The following is a 15,579-nucleotide window of genomic DNA, read 5'->3' as shown; positions in this document are numbered from 1 at the left end:
TCCCGAGGCCGCGCCCCCTCCGCCGACCCCTCCGGTCCGAGCCGCTCCCCGGACTCGTCCCCGAACGCGGGACAGGCGATAATCGGCGGGCACACGCACCACACCCACGGGGGACCGCAGTGACCGACACCGAGCTGAGCCAGGACCGTCGCGAGATCATCCGCGACCTCGCAGTGCCCGAGCGCTTCGACGCGCGCGTCGAGATCGAACGCCGTGTGGCCTTCCTCGCCGAGCGGCTGATCAGCACCGGCTCCACCGCGCTGGTCCTGGGCATCAGCGGGGGTGTGGACTCGCTCACCGCCGGACGCCTGTGCCGCCTGGCGGTGGACCGGGCCCGCGAGAACGGCCACGAGTGCGAGTACGTCGCCATGCGCCTGCCCTACGGCGAGCAGAAGGACGAGGAGGACGCGGCCCGCTCCGTCGCGTTCACGGCCCCCGAGCGCTGCCTCACCGTCGACGTCCGGCCCGCCAGCGACGCCATGGCCGACTCCCTGGCCGCCGCCGGGATGGCCTACGCCAGCGAGTCCTCGGCGGACTTCGTCCTCGGCAACGTCAAGGCGCGGCAGCGGATGATCGCCCAGTACGCGGTCGCGGGCGGCCTGCGCGGGCTGGTGGTCGGCACCGACCACGCCGCCGAGGCGGTCACCGGGTTCTTCACCAAGTACGGCGACGGCGGGGCCGACCTCGTGCCGCTGACCGGTCTGACCAAGCGCCGGGTGCGCGCGGTCGCCGCCGAGCTGGGCGCTCCGGAGGACCTGGTGCGCAAGGTGCCCACCGCCGACCTGGAGACGCTCTCCCCGCAGAAGCCGGACGAGGAGGCCCTCGGCCTGACCTACGACCAGATCGACGACTTCCTGGAGGGCCTGCCGGTGCCCGCGCACGTGGAGACCGCGCTGGTCGACCGGTACCGCGCCACCGCCCACAAGCGCGCGCTGCCCACCGCCCCCTGACGCCAGCACGGCGAACCGGCGGGTCCCGCTCCCACGGCCGACACCGGCGGCCGGGGCCGGGGCCCGCCGCGCGTAGCGAGGCCGGGCGGCGACCCGGTGAGCCCCTCCGTTCCGCCGCCGTTTCCGTACACGCCCGGGGGCCTCACGCCGCTGTCGCACGGCCCGACCGCCCCGGACAGCGGTTCCGTCTCCGCACGCGGACCTTCCCCAAGGGTTTCGTGCACGCCGTCTCGCGGGGTACCGTGTGCGGGAACTCTCCCGGACTTCCCGGAGCACGTTCGGCGCGTCAGCGCCCTCCGCCCGGGGGAGAACGGTCCCCGATCCGCCGCGTCCCGACGCGCGGTGGTGCAGGCACCACCTTCCACGGTCGGGCAACCGCCCCTCGGAGAGGGGCGTCAGATCCATCGCGGCCACCACCCGGCCCGACCTACTCTCGTTACCACGCGTCGCCGACAGTTGAGCCGACGCGGCCACGCCACCGGGCGCGTTCGAGAACGCGTCGCCACCCCCTGATCCCGGCCACACGGCCCCCGCGCACCATCGCGTCCGGGGACGCACACGCGTACGGGGTAGACCAAGGAGCGACCGATGACCGTGACCGTCGAGAACGAAGGCGGGGGCTCGTCGTCGGCGTACGCCTCCGGCACAGCACTCCTGCCCTCTCCGCGGACACCGCGGCCCGGGGCGGGCCGTGACAGGTTCCTGGACGTCATCCGGCTCTTCGTGATGGCTCTGGTGGTCATGCAGCACTGGTGGCTGCCGGTCCTGGTCCACGAACCCGGGTCCTTCGAGGCGGGCAGCGTCCTGTCCACCGAGGGCGGCTTCGTGCTGACGTGGGTCGTCCAGGTCATGCCGCTCATCTTCTTCGTCGGGGGCGCGGCCAACCTCATCAGCTGGCGCTCGGCCTCGGGCCGGGGCATGTCCGCGTCGGACTGGTTCGCGCGCAGACTGCGCAGACTCGCCTGGCCGGTGGTGCCGCTGGCGGCCCTGTGGATCGTCGCCTCCCACCTGCTGATCCTGGGCGGCGCGCCGGCCCAGGCTGTCCTGGTGGGCGCCGAGGCCGCGGGCATGGTGCTGTGGTTCCTCGCCGTGTACGTCCTGGTGGTCGTGTCCACCCCGCTGCTGGTGCGGGCCCAGGAGCTCTTCGGCTGGTGGGTTCCGATCGCCCTGCTGGCCGCCGCCGCGGCCGTGGACCTGACCCGCTTCTCGACCGGCGCGGACTGGGTCGGCTACCTCAACGTGGCCTTCGTGTGGCTGGGCGTGCACCAGTTGGGGTTCCGCTACGCGACGGGGACGATCCGCCTGCGCTACGCCGCGGGGATGGTGGCGGGCGGCGCGGCCGCCGCGCTGGCCCTGACGACGTTCGGCCCCTACTCGCTCAACATGACGGGCGTGTTCGCCACGGAGTCCTCCAACGTGTCCCCGCCCACCCTGGTGCTCGCCGCCATGGGCGCGCTGCAGATCGGCGTCGCGGTGCTGCTGCGCGAGCGGATCAGCGCCTGGTCGGAGCGCCCGGGTCCGGCGCGTCTGCTGGACCGGATCTGCCCGCAGCTGATGACGGTCTACCTGTGGCACATGCTGCCGCTCAGCGTGGTGGCGGGCGTGCTGGTGTTCGGCCTGGGGATCGACACCCCCGAGCCGCTGACGGGCCTGTGGGTGCTGTGGGGCGCGCTGGGGCTGGTGGTCCTGGTGCCCCTGATCGTGCCGCTGGCGCACTGGGCGGTGCGGTTCGAGAACCCGCCGAAGGCGCTGAGCGGTTCCCCGGGCATGATCCGCGTCCTGGCCGCCGCGGCGCTGGTCGGCGGCGGGATGCTGCTGCTGACGGTGTCCGGCCTGGGAATCGGCGCGGGCCCGGTGCTCGGACTGCTCGCGGTGCTCTCGGGCGTGTTCCTGACGCGGGCTCCCCGGAGGGGCTGACCGCCCCGCGGGTCAGGGGCGCTACCGCTCCCCGTATCGGGTAGACCGAAGTACATGGACCCGACACGTATCGCCTTCGAAGAACGGGGGAGCGGCCGCCCCTTGGTCCTCCTCCACGGACTCGGGGACCGCCGCCAGAGCTGGACCGCCCTGATGCGGCGGCTCTCCGCCGACTACCGCGTCATCTGCGTGGACCTGCCGGGGTTCGGCGCCTCGCCGGGGCCCGGCCCGGACGAGCCCTACGACGTCCTCACCCTGACCGACGACATCCAGGAGTTCTGCCGCCTGCACGGGCTGGAGCGCCCGCACCTGGCGGGCAACTCGCTCGGCGGTTCGGTCGCCCTCGAACTCGGGGTCCGGGGCCTGGCCGCGTCGGTGACGGTGTTCTCCCCGGCGGGGTTCTCCGACAGGCTCGCCCGGTGCGCGATACGCGGGGTCGGCGCGCTCTCCCGCCTGGCCACGCACGTCCCGATGCGGGTCAAGGAGCGCCTGGCCAACACCGCCCCGGCCAGGACGGCCGCGCGGATCGCGCTGCGCGGCGACCCCTCGTCGCCCGCGGCCAAGGCGACCCGGTTCAGCGTCCGGGGCCTCCGGAAGGGCTCGCCCTACATCCGGCTCGTGCCGCGCATCGCCGAGTACGTCTTCACGGCGCGGCCGATCGAGTGCCCGGTCACCATCGCCTGGGGCGACCGCGACCGGACACTGCTGCCGTCCAGCGCCGCGCACGCCCACCACCGGGTGCCCAACGCGCGCATGGTCTCGCTGATCGGCAGCGGGCACATCCCGATGGCCGACGACCCGGTCACGGCGGCCGAGCACGTCCGGTGGACCTGCCGCGCCGCGGACCTGGGCAGCGCCAAGGCCGCCGCGCGCAACGCGGCCGGGTGCGTGACGGGACCCGGTCCCCAGGACTGAGTCCGGTTCCTAGCAGCTGAAACCGCCGTCGGCGCTGATCACCTGGCCGGTCACCCACGAGGCCTCGTCGGTGGTCAGCCAGGCCAGCAGCCTGGCCGGGTCGTCGGGCACGCCCACCCGCCCGGCCGGGAAGGCGGGCAGGATGCGGTGCATCAGCTCCTCGTCGATGTAGCCGGTCTGCACCGGGCCGGGGTCGACGGCGTTCACGGTGATGCCGCGCGGGCCCAGCTCGGCGGCGAGGGTCGGGGTGATCTGGGCCAGGACCGCTTTGGCCGACGCGTACGCCACCTCGCCGGGCATCGCCCCGCGGATCTGCCCGGAGGTCAGGAACAGCACCCGGCCTCCGGGGCGCCCGTCGTGCCGCGCCGCGAAGGCCTGGGCGAGCAGGATCGGCGCGCGGGCGTCGACCGCCCAGTGCCCGTCGAGCATCTCCGGGGTCACCTCGGCCAGCGACGCGTCGCCGCCGTTGCGCGCGTGGTTGGCCACCAGGACGTCCAGGTGCCCGAACTCGGCCGCGGTCGCCTCCACCACCCGCCCGGGCGCGTCGGGGGCGGCCATGTCCGCGCCGACGTCGGCCACGCGGGCGGCGGGGTCGCCGAGCACCGCGCGCACGCCGTCGAGCACGGCGGTGAGGTCGTCGCTGCCCCAGGGCAGCTCCGCGTCGTGCGGCTGGTGGTGGTGGACCATCACCGAGGCGCCGTACGCCGCGAGGCGGCGGGCCACGGCGTAGCCGATGCCGCCGCGCCTGCTCGCACCGGTGACCAGGGCTGTCCTGCCGCTCAGGGGCAGGGGGTCGCGGGACAGGGAGTCCCGGTCGGAGCGTTCGGGGGAGGAAGCCGAGTGGGTCATGGCGGGCCTGCCTTCTGCCGTGGACGGGCGGGAGTCCGCCGCGCCGGGGGTCCGGGCGATCCCGGGAGCCGCGGTGCGCGGCGCCGGGGCGACTCTGGCAGAAGGGGTGGGACGGCGCACCCGGTTTTCGACCTCCCCTCCGGAACCGCGTGTCCGGAATGTACTGTCCCGGGAATGATGGTGTGTTCTGTTGACCGGGCTCCCCGGTCTACCGCGGTGTCGAGTTCGCGGGATACCGTGGACCCGCTCACCGACGCCTTGAGGAGGCAGTGGATTGACACCATCGACACGATCGGCCCCGGGCCTGCCCGAGTGGCTGCGCGAGGAGGAGCGGCGGCTGTACGGCTTCGCCGCGGGATCCGCCGTGTCCGACGGCTTCGGCTGGCTCGACGCGGACGGGCGTGTGGAGCGGGACCGGCCCGCCGCCGCCTGGATCACAGCGCGGATGACGCACGTGTTCTCCCTGGCCCACCTGCGGGGGGAGGCCGACGCGGGGCGGCTGGCCGACCACGGTGTGGCGGCACTGGCGACGGGCCCCCTGCGCGACGCCCGCAACGGCGGCTGGTTCGACCGGGTGCCGGACGACACCGCCGGGGACTCTTCCCGGGAGCGCTCCCATGAGCTTCCGCGCAAGTCGGCCTACGAGCACGCGTTCGTGGTCCTGGCCGCCTCCAGCGCCGCCCTCGCCGGTCGCCCGGGAGCGCGTGAGCTCCTCGACGACGCGCTGCGGGTCGTCGAGGAGCGCTTCTGGGAGGAGTCCGCGGGCGCCCTGCGCGAGAGCTGGGACAGCGGGTGGACCGCCACCGAGGACTACCGGGGCGCCAACAGCAACATGCACGCCGTGGAGGCGTTCCTGGCCGCGGCCGACGCCACCGGCGACGCCGTGTGGGCCCGCCGCGCGCTCTCCGTCGCCGAGCGCCTGATCCACGGAGTGGCCGCCGAGCACGACTGGCGCCTGCCCGAGCACTTCACCCCCGACTGGAAGCCCCTACCGGACTACAACCGGGACCAGCCCGACCACCCCTTCCGCCCCTTCGGGAGCACCACCGGGCACCTGCTCGAATGGGCGCGCCTGCTGGTCCACCTGGAGGTCGCGCTCAGCCGTGCGGGCGACCCCGCCCCCGCGTGGCTGCGCACCGACGCCGAGGCGCTGTTCGACCACGCGGTCCGGCGCGGCTGGGCCGTGGACGGCGCCGACGGGTTCGTCTACACCCTCGACTGGCAGGACCGGCCGGTCGTGCGCGAGCGCATGCACTGGGTGACGGCCGAGGCCGCCATGGCCGCCTGGGCGTTGGGGGAGCGCACGGGCGGGGCCTCCTACACCGACCTGTACGAACGCTGGTGGGCCTACGCCGACCGGTACCACCTGGACCGCGAGCGCGGTAGCTGGCACCACGAGCTGGACCCGGACAACCGTCCGGCCGCGAGCGTGTGGCCGGGCAAGCCGGACGTCTACCACGCCTACCAGGCGGCACTCCTGCCCCAGGTCGGGCTGTCGGCCTCCATCGCGGCCGCCCTCCTGCCCGGCACCGACCAGAACCCCGGAGGAAACGCGTGACCACCGACAACGCAGGGGACGCGCAGGGCGTCCCGGCCGGAGGGACCGCGTGGGCCGGGTCCTCCCCCCGCCTCGTCGTGGTGGGCGAGAACGTCATGGACCTGCTGCCCACCTCCCACGGCCCCGACGTGCTCAAAGCGGCGCCCGGCGGCGGTCCGGCCAACACGGCGGTGGCGGCGGCCCGGCTGGGCACCCCCACCCGGCTGCTCGCGCGGATCGGCGCGGACGGTTTCGGCGAGCTGATCCGCGAGCGCCTGCTCGGGGAGGGGCTGGACCCGGCGGGACTGCTCCCGGCCCGGGAGCCGACGGCGCTGGCCCTGGCCACGCTCGGCCAGGACGGGTCGGCCCGCTACGACTTCCGCATGGACGACGCCGCCGACTGGCGCTGGCGCGCGGGGGAGCTGCCCGAGGAGCTGGAACCGGGGGTCCGCGCGCTGCACGCCGCTTCGATAGCGCTGTTCCGCGAGCCCGGCGCCACCCTGATCGAGGCGATGCTGCGCCGCGAGCACCAGCGGGGGCGGGTGACGCTCACCCTGGACCCCAACATCCGACACGACGTCATCGGCGACCCCGTCGCCGCGCGGGCGCTGGCCCTGCGGCACGCCGCGCAGGCGCACCTTGTGAAGGCGAGCGACGAGGACCTGGCGTTCCTGTACCCGGACCTGCCCCCGGACCGGGCGGCCCACGCCGTCGCCGCGCTGGGTCCGGCGCTGGTGGTGGTGACCAGGGGCGCTGAGGGGGCCCTGGCGGTCTGCCGGGGCGAGGAGGTGGCGGTGGCCGCGCCGAGGACCGAGGTGGCCGACACCGTGGGCGCGGGCGACTCCTTCATGGGCGCACTGCTGAACTGGCTGGACCGCCACGACCGTCTGGGGGAGGACCCGCGGGCCCGCCTCGCCGGACTGGACGGGGCGGACCTGGCGGACCTGCTGGGGTTCGCGGTCTCGGTCGCCGCCGTCACCGTGACCCGGGAGGGGGCGAACCCGCCCACCATGGCCGAGGTGGCGGGTGTGGACGGGAGCCCCGGGGGGCCGGGAAGCCCGGAGGAGCCGGCCCTGCGTTAGCCCCGGGGCGGTGGCCGGGGCCGGACGGTAGTACCGGGTCGAGGCGGTGGCCCCGGAGGCGGACGCCTGGGTCAGGCGGTGGCCGGATGCGGGCAGCACGACGCGGGAGGAACCCGGGGCCCTCCGTGTCCAGCCAACCGCGGATCCGGGGCGGGCGGTAGCCCCTGTGGACGGCAGCGGCCCGCCCGCCTCAGCCGAGGCCCTCCCTGGTCTGGACCACGAGGTGGTCCACCACGTCGGCGAAGCTGCCCCGCCGGGCGTACACCGCGCGCTGGCGGGCCGCCCCGCTCCCGGCCGCGCGCACCCGGCAGAGCAGCGAGGAGGCCAGGTCGGCGTCGCCGTTGGCCAGCAGCCCGGGCAGCGCGGCGTGCAGCAGCCGTTCGGCGGCCGCGTGCCCGGGCAGCGCCTCACCCGTCAGCGGGTCGGGCACCACGCCCTCCAACCCGTCCCGGGCGGCCCGCCACACGGCGGCCCGCACCGCCTGGTCGGGGATGCCCGGCGCGGGTATCCCGTAGCGCACGTCGGTGAGCGCTCGACCCGTCAGGCCGCGGACCAGCAGGGCCAGCAGCAGCGCCTCCTCGGCGGTGGCGGCCACGTCGCTCACCCGGATCTCCAGCGTGGGCAGGTGGTCCGAGAGGCGCACGTCCCAGTAGACCATCCGCCGGTCCAGGATCGCCCCGGCGTCGGAGAGCGCCCGCACGGTCTGCTCGTGCTCGGCCAGGGAGCGCAGGAGCGGGGGAGGACCGGCCGAGGGCAGCCGGTTCCAGGCGACCGTGCGCCAGCTGGAGTAGCCGGTGTCGCGTCCGGCGTGGAACGGGGAGTTCGCCGACAGCGCCACCAGGAACGGCAGCCACCGGCGCAGGTGGTTGCCGACCGACACGGCCGTCTCCCGGTCGGGGACGCCCACGTGCACGTGGCAGCCGCACACCACGTGCGACTCGCGCAGCGCGCCGAAGTGCGCGGCGATGTCGGTGTAGCGGGGCCCCTCGCTGGTCCCCACCGAGGCCGGATCGCCCAGGACGGCGGTGCCGGAGGCGACGACGGCGAGCCCGGCCGCGCCCGCGGCGCGGTCCAGCTCCCCGCGCGCCGCGCGCAGGAAGCGCAGGGCCTCGCCCGCGTCGTCGCACACGGGGCTGTTGGCCTCCACCTGCGCGCGGGAGAACTCGCCGCACAGGTGGTCGCGCAGGACGCGGGTGTTGGCGAGCACCTCGGGTGCCCGGGACAGGATGAGACGGGTGCCGGGGTCGACGACGAAGAACTCCTCCTCGACACCGAAGGTCGGGGGCGCGGTGCGGTTCCCGTCGCGGGCTCCGGTGGCCGCCGGCCGCCGAGTGTCGTGTGCTGCCGCGGAGCGGTCCTCCATGGGCGTCGGTCCCTCCCTGCCGTAGGGGCGTTCCCTCACGGGGCGTCCCGGACTGGATATCCCCGTCGGGGGCGGTCGCGACAGTGTCCTGAAGAAGATAAAAAGCTATCCATGTGATCTTTTGTCCTGTTTGTCGGTGTCGCGGGTGTGTCGTTGCGCGCACGTTACGGCTTGATAACCCTGCTCCCGGCCGGTGCGGGCGCCGGGGCGGCGCCGGGCCCCCTCCCCGGAGTGAGCACCGTCACTTTCCCCGGCCGTGGAAACCCAGGTGGGCACCGCCGTGCCCCGCCCGCGCACCCGTCCCGCGGGCACCGTGAGCACCCCTGCCCCGGCCCGTCCCGCACGCCGCGTGCGACTCCGGGCGAGCATCGGTGAAACGACCAGTGTGGTCGCCCGCACCTGCCGCGACGGGGGCCCGCTGTGCGAATGTGTGCACGTGGCTGGCAGGAACACACGACCCCCCGTCGCCCGCCTCCGAGGTCGCGACACGGAGCAGCGGGCCCTCTCCGACGCCCTGGACGACGCGAGGTCCGGACGGGGCGCCTCCCTGCTCCTCTCCGGAGGTCCCGGGCGCGGCAAGACGGCGCTCCTGGAGCACCTGAGCGGGTCCGCAGGTGGTTTCACCGTGCTCCGCGCGGACGGCGTCGCCGACGAGGCGGCCCTGCCCCTCGCCGGACTCCAACGCCTCCTGCGCCCCCTCGCACGGGAGACCGAGCGCCTTCCCGAGCCCCTGCGCGACCTCCTCCGCGACGCCCTGACCCGGGGAGCGGTCGCCGACGCCGACCGGCTCGCCCTCTACACCGGCCTGGTCGACCTGCTCTCCCTCGCCGCGGCCGACCGCCCCCTCCTGCTGTGCGTGGACGACGCCGACCGGCTCGACCCGCCCTCCCTGGACGCTCTGGCCTTCGTCGCCAGGCGCCTCGCCGGAACCCCCGTCGCCGCCGTCCTCGCCGCGCGCGAGGGCCGGGGCAAGCCCGCCGGGGCCCGGGCTTCCGAGACCGACGCCGAACCCCCTCCCGACGCCCTCGTCCCCGGTGTCGCCGAACTACCGCTCGCGCCCCTGGAGGAGCGGGCGCTCCACGACATCCTCACCGACAGGGCGCCGGTCACCCCGGCCTCCGCCGTGCGCTCCGCCCTGGTCCGCGCCGCCCACGGAAACCCCGCCGCCGTCCTCGGCCTCCTGCGGGGGCTGTCCCGGGCCCAGCTCCTGGGCGAGGAGCCCCTCCCCGACCCGCCGCGCCTGCCCGGCCGCCTGCGCGCCGGCCTCCTCGCCCCCTGCCGGGGCCTCCCCGAACGGGCCCGCCACCTGCTGCTGCTCGCCGCCCTCGGCGACGAGCCCCGCGTCCACCGGCTGCTGGAGGCCTGCGGGGAAACCGGATCGAACGCCACCGGCCCCGGACCGACCGTCACCGACCTCGAACCCGCCGAGGAGCGGGGCCTCGTGCGGGTGGAGGGCGACACGGTCGTCTTCGCCGACCCCCTGACGCGCGAGGCCATCGCCCAGGACGCCCCCGCCGGGCGGCTGCGCGCCGCGCACCGGGCCCTGGCCCGCGCCTGCGACCCCGGAACCTCGCCCGCGGAGTTCGTCCGCCACACCGCCGCGGGGGCCGACGCGCCCGACGCCGGACTCGCCGAAGCCGCGACCGCCGCCGCCCGGCGCGTCAAGAGGATCGAGGGCCGCCTCGCCGCCTCCCACGCCTACGAGCGCGCCGCCGACCTGTGCCCCGACCCCGACGAACGCGCCTGCCGACTGAACACGGCCTCCTACGAGGCATACATGGCCGGGAGTTCGGCGCGCGCCACCCGGCTGCTCGCGCGGGCGCGGCCCCTGGCCGTGTCGGACCGGCGGCGGGCGACCGCCGACCTCATCGACGCCCAGATCGCCATGCGCGGCGAGAACGCCATGGACGTCGCCGAACGCCTGCTCACCGTCGGCCGCGAACTCATTCCCCACGACCGCTCCCTGGCCCTGCGCGCCCTCGTGCGCTCGGCCGACGCCGCCTCCCTGGCAGGGGACGCCGTCCGCCACGGCCGGGCCGCCGAGCTGGCCCTGCCCCTGGTCCGCCCGGACGACCCGGCACCGATGCGCATGGTCGGGTCCTTCCTGGAGGGCTGCGCGGTGTCCTTCCGCGGCGACTACCCCGGCTCCACCCCGCTGCTGCGCGAGGCCACCGGGCTGGCCGCGATCGCCAAGCCCTCCGAGCTGGTCTGGGCGGGCGTCAGCGGTCTGCGCCTGGGCGACGCGCCGTTCGTGCGGTCGGCCACCTCGCGCGCCGCCGAGATCGGCCGCCTGCGGGGCGAGCGGGCCACCCTGCCCGCCGCGCTGGGCTTCCTGGTCTTCTCCGAGTTCTGGAGCGGACGCTTCCCCTCGGCCGCCGGGACCGCCCTGACCGGCCTGCGGGTCTCCCGGGAGACCGGTCAGACCGTGTGGGCCACCCAGCACCTGGCGTCCCTGGCGATGATCGCCGCCATCCAGGGCGACGTGGACACCTGCCGTATCCGGGCCCGCGCGGTCGCCGCCCAGGCGGGGGAGAACAGCCTCGGCCTGGCCGCCGCCCTGTCGGCGTGGGCGCTGGCCGTCCTGGAGCTGTCCCGGGGCAACGCCGCGGAGGCGTTCTTCCGGCTGCGCGCCCTGGTCCACGCCGCCCCCGGGCACGGCCACCCCACCATGCGGCTGCTCACCGCCCCGCACTTCGTGGAGGCGGCCACCCGCATGGGCGAGACCGGGTGGGCGCGCACCTCCCTGGCCGGGTACCGTCGCTGGGCCGAGTCGGTGGGCAGCCCGAGCACGCTGGCCCTGGCCGCCCGGGGCTCGGGTCTGCTGGCCGCGGGCGACGAGGCCTGCGACCACTTCGAGAACGCGCTGGCCCTGCACCGGGCCTGCGGCGACGACGACGTCGAGCACGCGCGCACCCAGCTGCTGTTCGGCGCCCACCTGCGCCGGGCCCGCCTGCCCGGCCGGGCCCGCGAGCACCTGTACAACGCGCTGGAGTCGTTCGAGCGCTTCGGGGCGCGGCTGTGGGTGCGCCAGACCCGCGCCGAGCTGCGCGCGATCGGGACCGCCGAACGCGGTCCCGACCCCGTCTCCACCAGCGAACTGACCGCCCAGCAGCAGCAGATCGCCCGGCTGGTCGCCGAAGGGGCCACCAACCGCGAGGTGGCAGCCCACATGTTCATCAGCCCGCGCACGGTCGAGCACCACCTGCGCGGCATCTTCCGCAAGCTCAACATCAGGTCCCGCGTGGACCTGGCCCGCCTGTTCAACTGACCCCCTGGCCGACGGCCGAGGCGCCACCGGACACCCCCTTCATACCAACTGGTCGGTACGCCTCCGTCGAAGAGAAAGGCAGCCAATGACGACGACCGCAGCGGAGCACCTCCTGAGCGCTGACGGGGTGACCGTGCGCTTCGGGGGCCTCACCGCGCTCGACGACGTCGGACTCCGGGTCGCGCCCGGGACCGTGGTCGGCCTCATCGGCCCCAACGGAGCGGGCAAGACCACCCTGTTCAACGTCCTCTCCGGCGTCCTGCGCCCCACCGCCGGGACCATCACCTGGAAGGGCGCCCCGCCGCCCGGCCGCCGCCCCCACCACCTCGCCCGCGCGGGCATCGCCCGGACCTTCCAGGGCCTCAACCTCTTCCCGATGATGACGGTCCTGGACAACGTCGTCGCCGGGGCCGACCGCCTCGCCTCCGGAGGCCCGTTCTCACTGCTCACCGGAATGGGACGGCACCACCGCGACGAACGGGAGCTGCGCGGGCGCGCACTGTCCGCCCTGGAGCGCTTCGGGGTCGCCGAGCACGCCCACCGGCTGCCCGCCACCCTGCCCTACGGCGTGCAGAAGCAGGTCGCCCTCGCACGCGCCTGCGTGGGCGAACCCGAACTCCTCCTGCTCGACGAACCCGCCAGCGGACTGTCGGGGGCGCAGATCGACGCCCTCGCCGACCGGATCCGCGGCTTCAGCCGGGACATGGCCGTCGTCCTCGTCGAGCACCACATGGACCTGGTCATGAGGGTCTGCGACCACATCGTCGTGCTGAACTTCGGCCGGGTCGTCTCCACCGGCACCCCCGCCGAGGTCCAGGCCGACCCCCTCGTCGCCCAGGCCTACCTCGGCACCCCAGCGGACGCGCCCGCCAGGAACGCGGCAACCCCAGCGGACGCATCCGGCCGGGACACGGGAACCCCGGCCCGGGACACCGCCGACTCCACCGACACCCCCGACGCCGGTCCCGGCGACGCGAACGGAGCCGCCCGATGACCGCCCCGCCCCTGCTGTCCGTCGAGGAGCTCAGCGCCTCCTACGGAGCCGTCCGCGCCCTGGACCGCGTGTCCCTCACCGTCCCCGCCAAGGGCGTGTGCGCCGTCCTCGGCGCCAACGGCGCGGGCAAGACCACCCTGCTGCGCACCCTCACCGGCCTCCACCCGGCCGCCTCCGGGCGCGTCCTGCTCGACGGCGAGGACATCACCCGCCTGCCCGCCGAGAAGGTCATCACCCGCGGCCTCGCCCACGTCCCCGAGGGCGGCGGCGTCATCATCGAGCTCACCGTGGAGGAGAACCTGCGCCTGGGCGGGCTGTGGCGCTCCGACCGCCGCCGCGAGTCCGCCATGGGCGAGGTCCTGGAGCTCTTCCCGCCCCTGGCCGAACGGCGCGGCAGACCCGCCAGCACCCTCTCCGGGGGCGAGCGCCAGATGCTCGCCATCGGCCGCGCCCTCATGGCCAGGCCCCGGGTCCTGCTGCTGGACGAGCCCTCCCTGGGCCTGGCGCCCCTGGTCACCGGGCAGATCTTCACCCTCCTGCGCGACCTGCGCGACCGCACCGGGCTCACCGTCGTCCTGGTCGAGCAGAACGCGGCCGGGGCGCTGTCGGTCACCGAGACCGGGTTCGTCCTCAACCAGGGGCGCGTCGCGGTCGGGGGCGCCTCCGCCGACCTGCTCTCCGACGACCGCACGCGCCACGCCTACCTGGGCTTCTAGAGGAGTCCCCGCATGACCCACTTCATCAACCTGACCCTCAACGGGCTGGCCTCCGGGGCGGCCTACGCGGCGCTGGCGCTGTCCCTGGTGATCATCTACCAGGCCACCCGCCTGGTGAACTTCGCCCAGCCCGCGCTCGCCCTGGTCGCGGTCTACACGGCCTACACCGTCACCCAGCTCACCGGTTCGTACTGGCTCGGCCTCGCCGCCGCGCTCACGGCGGGCCCGGCCGCGGGCGCGCTGGTCGAGCGGTTCGTCATCCGGCCCATCGCCCGCGCCTCCCAGCTCAACGCCATCATCGTCACCCTCGGCCTCCTCCTGGTCGTCCAGGGTCTGGTCGGAACGGTCTGGGGCAACGAGCAGCACGGTTTCGGCTACGCGTTCAGCTACGTGGGCCGCTTCTCGCCCGCCGACGTGTTCGCCCTGGTGTCGGTCGGGGCCGTCGCGCTGCTGCTGTTCGCCCTGTACCGGTTCACTCCGCTGGGCCTGCGCATGCGCGCCGCCGCCTTCCACCCCGAGGCCGCCCGGCTCAGCGGCGTGCGGGTGGGCCTGATGCTCACCGCGGGGTGGGCGATCGCCTCCTTCATCGGCGCACTGGCGGGCATGCTCGCCGGACCGCCGTTCATCTCCCCGAACGTGTTCGACGCCGTGTTCGTCTACGGCATCACCGCCGCCGTCATCGGCGGCCTGGAAAACCCGTTCGGCGCCGTCCTCGGGGGGATGCTCATCGGCCTCGGGACGTCCTACGTGTCCGGCTACGCCGGGCCCGAACTGGCCACCCTCGCCGCCCTCGTCATCGTCGTCGCGGTACTGAGCGTTCGCCCCGACGGCATCCTGTCCCGCCCGGCCGCGCGAAAGGTGTAGCGATGCCCTCACCCACCCGGCAGCGCGCGCAGCGCGCCACCGCGCCCCGCACCGCGAACCCGTCCGCCGCCCCCGGCGGCCGGTGGCGCGCCCTGCCCGCGCCGCTGCGCCACCTGCTCCTGGCCGCGCTCGGCCTCGCCGCCGTCACCGCGCTGCTGCTGGCCACCGGAGACCTCACCGCGCTGCGCGCGGCCGCCGTCGGCTACACCATGCTGGCCGTCGCCGGGCTGCAACTGCTCGTCGGCGGCAGCGGCCAGGTGTCCCTCGGACACGGCGCCTTCATGATGATCGGCGCCTACACGATGGCGCTGCTGGTCCTGTACCAGCCCATGCTCCCCCTGGCGGTGAACCTGCTGCTCATCGTGGGGGTCTCCGCCGTCGCCGGGATCGCCGTCGGCGCCGCCACGGCACGCCTGCACGGCCCCTACCTGGCGGGGGCCACCCTCATCCTCGCCGTCGGCCTGCCCGGGCTGACCCACCGCTACCACGAGGTCCTCGGCGGCAGCAACGGCCTCAACATCCGCACGGCGGGCGCGCCGCCACTCCTCCAGGGCCTGGTCACCGACAGCGAGTGGAAGGCCCTGGTCGTGTGGACCGCCGTGGTGCTCGGCCTGGCCGTGCTGGCCACCGTCTCCACCGGCCGCCTGGGCCGCCGCATGCGGGCCATCCGCGACGACGAGACCGCGGCCGCCATGGCCGGGATCCCGGTCGGCGCGACGAAGGTGGTCGCGTTCGTCATCGCCTCGGCGGCGGGCGGCCTCGCGGGCGGCCTCCAGGCCTACGTGCTCGGTACCGCGACGCCCAGCACCTTCACCCTCGCGCTGTCGCTGACCCTGCTCGCGGCCCTCGTCCTGGGCGGCATCGGCAGCCTGTGGGGCGCGCTGTGGGCCGCGGTCGCCGTCGTCTACCTGGAGGTCTGGGCCTCAGACCTGGCCGGGAACCTGGGCCTGAGCCGCGACGCGGAGAACAACCTCCCGATCGTGTTCTTCGGCGTCGTCCTCATCCTCGTCCTGCGCTTCTGGCCCCTGGGAATCCACGGCGCGCTCCAGCGCCTGACCGTACGCCTCGGACCCGCCGGGTCCGGACCCCGCTAGCCGACGCCGGTGCGCCCGCCCGCCCGGCAC

12 protein-coding genes are annotated in these 15,579 nt (G+C 75.2%); 10 read left to right on the top strand and 2 right to left on the bottom strand.

What is annotated here, in order from left to right:
* The first annotated feature begins 119 nt into the window (after window positions 1–119).
* The 3 genes from nadE to ABD54_RS20770 all read left to right on the top strand — a co-directional run bounded on the left by nadE (window position 120) and on the right by ABD54_RS20770 (window position 3,782).
* Window positions 120–950 carry an ammonia-dependent NAD(+) synthetase gene (nadE, locus tag ABD54_RS20780; protein ID WP_047871195.1) on the top strand — a complete coding sequence of 277 codons (831 nt, stop codon included), beginning with the start codon at window positions 120–122 and terminating at the stop codon, window positions 948–950.
* A gap of 588 nt (window positions 951–1,538) precedes the next feature.
* Window positions 1,539–2,867, top strand: a complete 1,329-nt coding sequence (locus tag ABD54_RS20775; protein ID WP_047871194.1) for an acyltransferase — start codon at window positions 1,539–1,541, stop codon at window positions 2,865–2,867.
* A 54-nt stretch (window positions 2,868–2,921) separates the two neighbouring features.
* A complete protein-coding gene (locus ABD54_RS20770; protein ID WP_047871193.1) occupies window positions 2,922–3,782 on the top strand; it encodes an alpha/beta fold hydrolase in 861 nt (286 codons plus the stop codon).
* A gap of 9 nt (window positions 3,783–3,791) precedes the next feature.
* On the opposite strand, the gene ABD54_RS20765 is transcribed toward ABD54_RS20770, so the two are convergent.
* The gene (locus ABD54_RS20765; protein WP_047871192.1) at window positions 3,792–4,631 is read right to left on the bottom strand and encodes an SDR family oxidoreductase; all 840 of its coding nucleotides are present in this window, start codon (window positions 4,629–4,631) and stop codon (window positions 3,792–3,794) included.
* Window positions 4,632–4,905: 274 nt separating this feature from the next.
* On the opposite strand from ABD54_RS20765, the gene ABD54_RS20760 reads away from it, so the two are divergent.
* On the top strand, window positions 4,906–6,189 hold the full coding sequence (locus ABD54_RS20760; protein WP_047871191.1) for an AGE family epimerase/isomerase: 1,284 nt from the start codon (window positions 4,906–4,908) through the stop codon (window positions 6,187–6,189).
* Window positions 6,186–7,250 carry a carbohydrate kinase gene (locus ABD54_RS20755; RefSeq protein WP_082166925.1) on the top strand — a complete coding sequence of 355 codons (1,065 nt, stop codon included), beginning with the start codon at window positions 6,186–6,188 and terminating at the stop codon, window positions 7,248–7,250. The genes ABD54_RS20760 and ABD54_RS20755 overlap by 4 nt, the downstream gene beginning before the upstream one ends.
* Window positions 7,251–7,440: 190 nt before the next feature.
* Here the strand turns inward: ABD54_RS20755 and ABD54_RS20750 are convergent, their stop codons facing one another.
* Window positions 7,441–8,613, bottom strand: coding sequence for a glutamate--cysteine ligase (locus ABD54_RS20750; RefSeq protein WP_047871190.1), 1,173 nt, complete (start codon window positions 8,611–8,613; stop codon window positions 7,441–7,443).
* A gap of 385 nt (window positions 8,614–8,998) precedes the next feature.
* Here ABD54_RS20750 and ABD54_RS20745 point away from each other — a divergent pair, with 385 nt between their 5' ends.
* From ABD54_RS20745 to ABD54_RS20725, 5 genes are all read left to right on the top strand, one after another.
* A complete protein-coding gene (locus tag ABD54_RS20745) occupies window positions 8,999–11,881 on the top strand; it encodes a LuxR family transcriptional regulator (RefSeq protein WP_047871189.1) in 2,883 nt (960 codons plus the stop codon).
* Between the two features lie 85 nt (window positions 11,882–11,966).
* Window positions 11,967–12,875 (top strand): ABC transporter ATP-binding protein, encoded by a 909-nt coding sequence (locus ABD54_RS20740; RefSeq protein ID WP_047871188.1) that lies wholly within the window; start codon window positions 11,967–11,969, stop codon window positions 12,873–12,875.
* Entirely contained in the window at window positions 12,872–13,591 is a 720-nt protein-coding gene (locus ABD54_RS20735) for an ABC transporter ATP-binding protein (RefSeq protein ID WP_047871187.1), read from the top strand. The genes ABD54_RS20740 and ABD54_RS20735 overlap by 4 nt, the downstream gene beginning before the upstream one ends.
* 12 nt (window positions 13,592–13,603) lie before the next feature.
* Window positions 13,604–14,455 carry a branched-chain amino acid ABC transporter permease gene (locus tag ABD54_RS20730; protein WP_047871186.1) on the top strand — a complete coding sequence of 284 codons (852 nt, stop codon included), beginning with the start codon at window positions 13,604–13,606 and terminating at the stop codon, window positions 14,453–14,455.
* A gap of 2 nt (window positions 14,456–14,457) precedes the next feature.
* A complete protein-coding gene (locus ABD54_RS20725; RefSeq protein WP_047871185.1) occupies window positions 14,458–15,549 on the top strand; it encodes a branched-chain amino acid ABC transporter permease in 1,092 nt (363 codons plus the stop codon).
* Window positions 15,550–15,579: the final 30 nt, after the last annotated feature.

Origin of the sequence: Nocardiopsis sp. RV163, assembly GCF_001029525.1 — a bacterium.
Lineage (GTDB): Bacteria > Actinomycetota > Actinomycetes > Streptosporangiales > Streptosporangiaceae > Nocardiopsis > Nocardiopsis dassonvillei.
The sequence above is the reverse complement of the archived record's forward strand: the minus strand, read 5'-3'. Positions and strand labels throughout refer to the sequence as shown.